8 protein-coding genes are annotated in these 5,492 nt (G+C 71.5%); 4 read left to right on the top strand and 4 right to left on the bottom strand.

The genetic code is table 11. The features are described 5' to 3' along the window. The 3 genes from E1265_RS32855 to E1265_RS32845 form a co-directional block, all read left to right on the top strand. Positions 1 to 346, top strand: a 346-nt coding sequence (locus E1265_RS32855; protein WP_279571488.1) for an IclR family transcriptional regulator C-terminal domain-containing protein, incomplete at its 5' end; no start/stop codon positions are given. A 23-nt stretch (positions 347 to 369) separates the two neighbouring features. Beyond that, the gene (locus E1265_RS32850) at positions 370 to 858 is read left to right on the top strand and encodes an isochorismatase family protein (RefSeq protein ID WP_132934613.1); all 489 of its coding nucleotides are present in this window, start codon (positions 370 to 372) and stop codon (positions 856 to 858) included. Positions 859 to 909: 51 nt separating this feature from the next. Continuing rightward, positions 910 to 1,863, top strand: coding sequence for an SMP-30/gluconolactonase/LRE family protein (locus E1265_RS32845; protein WP_132934612.1), 954 nt, complete (start codon positions 910 to 912; stop codon positions 1,861 to 1,863). On the opposite strand, the gene E1265_RS32840 is transcribed toward E1265_RS32845, so the two are convergent. Then, the gene (locus tag E1265_RS32840; protein WP_132934611.1) at positions 1,860 to 2,498 is read right to left on the bottom strand and encodes a TetR/AcrR family transcriptional regulator; all 639 of its coding nucleotides are present in this window, start codon (positions 2,496 to 2,498) and stop codon (positions 1,860 to 1,862) included. The two genes, E1265_RS32845 and E1265_RS32840, sit on opposite strands and share 4 nt — an antisense overlap. Positions 2,499 to 2,580: 82 nt before the next feature. Between E1265_RS32840 and E1265_RS32835 the strand changes: the two genes are divergently transcribed. Next, positions 2,581 to 3,552, top strand: a complete 972-nt coding sequence (locus E1265_RS32835) for an NAD(P)-dependent alcohol dehydrogenase (protein ID WP_243741281.1) — start codon at positions 2,581 to 2,583, stop codon at positions 3,550 to 3,552. Positions 3,553 to 3,554: 2 nt separating this feature from the next. On the opposite strand, the gene E1265_RS32830 is transcribed toward E1265_RS32835, so the two are convergent. The 3 genes from E1265_RS32830 to E1265_RS32820 all read right to left on the bottom strand — a co-directional run bounded on the left by E1265_RS32830 (position 3,555) and on the right by E1265_RS32820 (position 5,301). Continuing rightward, positions 3,555 to 4,175 carry a dihydrofolate reductase family protein gene (locus E1265_RS32830; protein ID WP_132934610.1) on the bottom strand — a complete coding sequence of 207 codons (621 nt, stop codon included), beginning with the start codon at positions 4,173 to 4,175 and terminating at the stop codon, positions 3,555 to 3,557. A gap of 71 nt (positions 4,176 to 4,246) precedes the next feature. After that, on the bottom strand, positions 4,247 to 4,438 hold the full coding sequence (locus tag E1265_RS32825) for a hypothetical protein (RefSeq protein ID WP_132934609.1): 192 nt from the start codon (positions 4,436 to 4,438) through the stop codon (positions 4,247 to 4,249). An 11-nt stretch (positions 4,439 to 4,449) separates the two neighbouring features. Next, entirely contained in the window at positions 4,450 to 5,301 is an 852-nt protein-coding gene (locus tag E1265_RS32820; protein ID WP_132934608.1) for a helix-turn-helix transcriptional regulator, read from the bottom strand. Positions 5,302 to 5,492: the final 191 nt, after the last annotated feature.

Raw genomic sequence — 5,492 nt, 5'->3', positions numbered from 1 at the left:
GGCGCTGCTCGCCGAACGCCCGGACGACGCCCTCCCCCTGCCGGCCGGCGACCTCGCCGCCCTCACCCCCGCGACCCTGACCGACCGCGCAGCCCTCCTCGCCGACCTGGCCGCCACCCGCGACCGCGGCTACTCGATCGAACACGAGGAGACCGTCCTCGGCATCGCCGGCTTCGGCTTCGCCCTCCGCTACGACTCACCGGCCACCGACGCCATCAGCTGCTCCGTCCCCATCGCCCGCCTCACCCCGGAGCACGAACGCGACATCGTCACCACGATGAGCGAGATCCGCCGCCGCGTGGAATCCCTCCCCCCGACCGGCACGCGCGCGCCGCAGTGGCGGTGACGGAAGCCCGTACGATCGCCACCGTGACGTCCGCGCTGATACTCATCGACCTGATGCCGCGCATCATCGCCCTGCCCCTCGCCCCGCACACCGGCGAGGAGGTGCTGGCACGCTGCCACCGACTGGCCGCCGCCTTCCGGGCCGACGGCCGCCCGGTGGTGATGGTGCGGGTGGACCGCCCGAACGTGACCGAGCAGCCGCCGGGCAGCGACTTCGCCGAGGGCCTGGTCCACCCCGACGACATCGTGATCGTGAAGCGGACCGTCGGGGCGTTCCACGGCACCGACCTGCACACCGAGTTGACCGGCCGCGGTGTGGACACCCTGGTGCACGCCGGCCTCGTCACCACGATGGGCGTCGAGTCCACCGCGCGCGCCGCGAGCGACCACGGCTACGAGGTGGAGTTCGTCGCCGACGCGATGTCCGGCCTGGCCGCCGACGAACACGACTTCGCGGTGAGCCGCACCTTTCCCAGGTTCGGCGCGGTACGCGAAACGGCGGACTTCGTCTGAGGCGGTCCACCACCGCGAGAATGATCCACCACCGACTCCGGAGGACGTGGCATGAGCAGCAGTGAGCACCCCGACCTGTACGAGGTCCTGGACGAGCGGTTCCGCACCGGGCGGTGTGTGAACGGGGACGCCGGGCTCGAGGTCCTGTACACCGGCTGCCGGTGGGTCGAGGGGCCGGTGTACGTGCCGGCGTGGCGGCAGGTGATCTGGAGCGACATCCCCAACGACCGGCTGCTGCGCTGGGACGAGGAGACCGGCGCGGTCGGCGTCTTCCGGCGGGACGCCGGGTATCCCAACGGCAACACCCTGGACCGCGAGGGCCGGCTCGTCACCTGCGAGCAGGGCAACCGTCGCGTCACCAGGACCGAACACGACGGCACCGTGACCGTGTTGGCCGACCGCTGGGAGGGCAAGCGGCTCAACAGCCCCAACGACGCGGCGGTGAAGTCGGACGGTTCGATCTGGTTCTCCGATCCGAGCTTCGGCATCACCAGCGACTACGAGGGCCACCGCGCGCACAGCGAGATCGGCGCCAACAACGTCTACCGGATCGACCCGGCGAGCGGCGAGGTGCGGCTGGTCGCCGACGGCCTCGGCGCGCCGAACGGCCTGGTGTTCTCGGCCGACGAGAGCCGGCTGTTCGTCTCCGACACCGGCGCCGGCGTCATCCGCGTCTTCGACGTGCGGGACGACGGCACGCTCGCGAACGGCGAGGTCTTCGCCACCGCCCGCGCGGGCGCCCGCTTCGACAACATCCGCTTCGACGAGGACGGCCGGCTGTGGGTCGCCGCGATGAAGGACGGCGTCCACTGCTACGACCCGGACGGCACGCTGATCGGCCGCCTGAGGATCCCGGAGATCGTCGCCAACATCTCCTGGGGCGGCGCCAAGCGCAACCGCCTCTTCATCGCCGGCGACACCAGCCTCTACTCGGTCGTCATGGGCGTCACCGGCACGCACCCGACCGGCCCGGGCCGCAGGCGCTGGCTGGACGCGCCGCGCTAGGCGGTGCCGTCGCGCCGGTGCGGGAAGGGCAGCCGCGCGAGAGGCAGGCGGCTCGGGGCGGGCAACGCCCCGCGGCTCGGTCGGGCACGGAACGCCTCCAGGAGGTAGGCCACGAGTCGCCGTGACGCCTGCCGGTCGCCGGGCAGCGCGGCGACCAGACCGCCGTTAGCCAGCCAGACCACGCCCAGGTCCGAGGGGTGGAAGTCGGGCCGCAGCGCGCCCGCCGCCTGCGCCCTGCGGACGAGGGTCAGCACGTCACGCTCGAACCCCTCCCGCGCCCTGACCTGCGCGTGCGCCGTGTCGGGAAATGCGGCGGCGAACGCCGCCGGAAAGCCGCGCTCCTCGCCCTGCAGTTCGCAGACCGTCTCGACCAGCCGCTGGAAACCGCGCCACGGGTCGGGGTCGGCGACGGCCTCGGTGAGGACCCGGGCGCAGGTCTCCATCTGATCCGCGAAGGCGGCCCGCACCAGGTCGTCCCGGGTCGGGAAGCGCCGGTACAGCGTCGCCACCCCGACGCCGGCCCGCCTGGCCACCGTGACCATCGGCGCGTCGATGCCCTGCTCGGCGAAGACCGCACGGGCGGCCGTGAGCACCCGCTGCCGGTTGCGCCGGGCGTCCGCCCGCAGCCCGGTCATCCGAGAGGATCCGGCCCTCACTTCTTCTCACCTCCGGCGCAAGTGGATGGTGTCGTCCGGTTACGAGCCTACGGTCGGAGCCATGACGACGCGGGACCACATGATGAGGGCGGCGCTGTACGACCGCTTCGGCGGGCCGGAAGTGCTGTACGTGGGCGAGGCACCGCGCCCCGAGCCGAGGCCCGGGGAGGCGCTGGTGCGGGTGCGCGCGGTGAGCGTGAACGGCGGCGAGGCGTTCGTGCGCTCCGGCAAGTATCGGGTGCTCACCGGGCGCCGGTTCCCCAAGCGCGTGGGGCTCGACCTCGTGGGCGAGGTCGCCGCGCTCGGCACCGGCACCACCGGGCTTGGCGTCGGCGACCGGGTGTGGGGCGTCCTGGGTCTCACCTCGGGGTTCGGCAGCGCGGCCGAGTACGTGGCGGTCCCGGCGGATCGGCTCGGCCGCGTCCCCGACGGACTTGACCCGGTACTGGCCGCCGCCTTGCCGATCGGCACCACGGCCATCACCGCGCTGCGCGACAAGGCCCGGCTGCGCCCCGGCGAGTCACTCCTCGTGCGCGGGGCGGCGGGCGGCGTCGGCCACGCCGCCGTGCAGCTAGGTCGGGCACACGGCGCCGAGGTCACCGGCCTGGCCCGCGCCGCCAACCTCGACTTCGTGCGCGAGCTTGGCGCGGACCATGCCGTCGACCACCGCGCCGTCGCACCGCGCGACCTGGGCCGCTTCGACGTGGTGCTCGACACCGTGGGCACCGAACTCGCCACATACCGCGGGCTGCTCACCCCCGGCGGGCGGATGGTCACCATCGCCCTCGACCACCGGCGGCCCGCCACGACGCTCACCGCTATCGCGGCCAGCGCGGTCCACGGCCGCGGCCGGGTGCGGTTCTTCAGCGGCGACCCCCGGCGCCCGCTGCTCGACGACCTCGCCCGCCACGTGGCGGAGGGCACGCTGCGCCCGATGGTCGACACCGTCTTCCCACTGGCGGAGATCGCGGCGGCCCACCAGGCCCTGGCCGACGGCGGCGTGCGGGGCAAGTACGTGGTGCGCGTCGACTAGGCCTACGCGCCGGCGCCGTACGTCCCGTACTCCGGCAGCCCCGCCGACTCGAAGACGTGCACCGACAAACCACCCGGCGTCGTCCGCTGGCTGACGGGCCGCAGGCCGGCCGGCGCGCCGCCGTCCGGGAACAGTCGGCGGCCCTGGCCCACGACGACCGGGGCGATCACGAGCCGCAGCTCGTCGATCAGCCCGGCGGCCAGCAGGGACTGGGCCAGCCGGGCACTGCCGTGGACCTGCAACTCCCGGCCGGACCGCTGCCGCTTGAGCTCGGCGACCTGGGCGGGGACGTCGCCGGACAGGATGGTGGTCGGGTCCCAGCCGGGGTCAGCCTCGGTGAGGGTGTGGGAGGCCACGTACTTCGGCCGGCCGTTCAGGATGGGGGCGGAGGGGTGGTCGGTCATCGTCGGCCAGTCCCGGGCGAAGTTCTGGTAGGTGCGGCGGCCGAACAGGAACGCGTCCGCCTCGCCGAGCCAGTCGGCGGCCACCCGGTCGAACTCCTCATCCAGGTACGGCACGAACCAGCCGCCCCGCGTGAACCCGTCACTGGTGTCCTCGACCGGAGACCCCGGCCCCTGGGACACGCCGTCGAGGGACAGGAACTCCTGCAGCACCAGCTTCATCGCGCACTCTCTCTCTTCTCTGGACCCCTGCCTGCCAGGACCCCGCGGCGCGCGGAAACTCATCGATCCGATCAGAGCAGGTGGTCGGCCTTGCCGGCCTTGATCTCACGGATCAGGGAACGAAGGGCCTCCCGGCTGTCCGTGAGGTAGGCGTCCTCCTGACCGGCGACAGCTATGTACGCCTTGCCGTCGGCGTCGGTGCCGACGCGGAAGCAGTTGTTTCCTTCGGCGCAGTAGGGGTCTTCCCAGATGATTTCGGGCACGGCTGGGCTCCTTACAGATCGCGCATGACGTCGTGGATGAAGTCGCGTGAAGCCGTCGGCGTCAGGCAAGCCTCGTCCATCCACGCCAAGTGAGCTCGGTACTTTTCGAGTTGCGGTTCTGTGCACATGAACTCCGGTCCATGCGCCGAGTCGAGCTGTGCCGTGTCGAGTTGGGGCACGGCTCCCTCGGCATAGAGGAGGGCGTGCCCGGCGCCAGGGAAGCTGCCACGCTCGACAGGCACTATCCGGACGGTGATGTGCTCTTGCTCGCTCGCCGCGACCAATGCCGCGAGCTGCGCTCGGGTTGTCTCACGTCCACCGAAGCGCATGCGCAGGGCAGCCTCATGCACATAGCCAACGTAGTCGACAGGCTGCTCACGGGTAAGCACCTGCTGCCGACTCGTCCGGTGGGCGACGCGCAACTCGATCTCAAGTCGGGAGAGCGGAGGTAGGCCCGAAGAGAAGACGCTGCGAGCGTAGTCCTCGGTCTGGAGCAGGCCGGGAATGTGCACCGTCTGGATGGTCTGAATGCGGCTCGCGTCCCATTCCAGTTCAGCGATGTCCTGCAACCCAGGGGAGACCCTTCCTCGGTACTCATCCCACCAGTTGTCCCGGGACCACGCGGTGAGTTCCACCAGGGCGTCCACGTACCGCCCGTCGGTGCAGTCGCAGTGGGTAGCGAGGGTACGCAGTCGGTCGGCACCGATGTTGCGGGTACCCGACTCGAAGTTCGAAATCTTTCCCCGGTCCACGCCCAGCAGCGCTGCGGCGTATTCGGCGCTCATCCCCACGCCGGTACGCAACTTGCGCACCTCCGCTCCGAGTCTCTTCTGCCGCTGCGTGGGCGTCGTCCGTGGAGGCATGCAACTCCTTCGCTCGGGCCACTACTCAGTCCACCTGGAGCCACACTACTCATCCGCAGGCGGCAAATTTACCAAGGAAGGGCTGGCGCACATACCAACAATGCCCTACCGTCGGTGACGCAGCGCTCACTCGCGGCAAGCGAACCCGCGCCCCCCACCGAACGGAGTCACCATGCCCGAAAGCCCCTGCC

Origin of the sequence: Streptomyces sp. 8K308 (assembly GCF_004348315.1) — a bacterium.
Classification (GTDB): Bacteria; Actinomycetota; Actinomycetes; order Streptomycetales; family Streptomycetaceae; genus Streptomyces.
Note: the sequence above shows the minus strand (reverse complement) of the source record. Positions and strands in the feature narration are given on the sequence as shown.